Annotated in this window: 1 protein-coding gene; it reads right to left on the reverse strand. The window is 58.1% G+C overall.

Going from position 1 to position 554, the window contains the following annotated elements:
* On the reverse strand, window positions 1-554 hold a 554-nt coding region (locus tag D1614_RS28655), incomplete at both ends, for a DctP family TRAP transporter solute-binding subunit (protein ID WP_119440532.1).

The following is a 554-nucleotide window of genomic DNA, read 5'->3' on the forward strand; positions in this document are numbered from 1 at the left end:
CGTGCTTCTGCACTTCGTGCATCTTCTGGGTGTAAACGTTCGACGGTGTGTTCTCGTTACCGTCGACGACGCCGGTCTGCATCGCCTGATAGACTTCCGAGAACGCCAGCACCTGCGGAATGGCGCCAAGCGCGCGCATTTCGGCTTCGAGAACCTTCGACGACTGGATGCGCATCTTCAGGCCCTGAAAGTCGGCGACCTTATGCATCGGCTTGTTGGCCGTCATGATCTTGAAGCCGTTGTCCCAGTAAGCGAGACCCGTGATGCCTTTCGGCTCGAGCTTCGCCAGAAGGCTTTTGCCGATCGGGCCTTTGGTGATGCGTCCGAGAGCCGCCTTGTCCGGAAGGATGTAGGGCAGATCGAACACCTCGAATTCCTTCACGCCAAGCGGGCCGAACTTGGCAAGCGACGGCGCAAGCATTTGGACTGCACCGAGCTGAAGCGCCTCGACTTCTTCCTTGTCCTTGTAGAGTTGCGAGTTCGGATAGACCTCAACCTTCACCTTGCCGTTGGTGTACTTCTCTGCGAGTTGCTTGAACCTCTCGGCGCCCTGC

Origin of the sequence: Maribellus luteus (genome assembly GCF_003576475.1) — a bacterium.
Lineage (GTDB): Bacteria > Bacteroidota > Bacteroidia > Bacteroidales > Prolixibacteraceae > Draconibacterium > Draconibacterium luteum.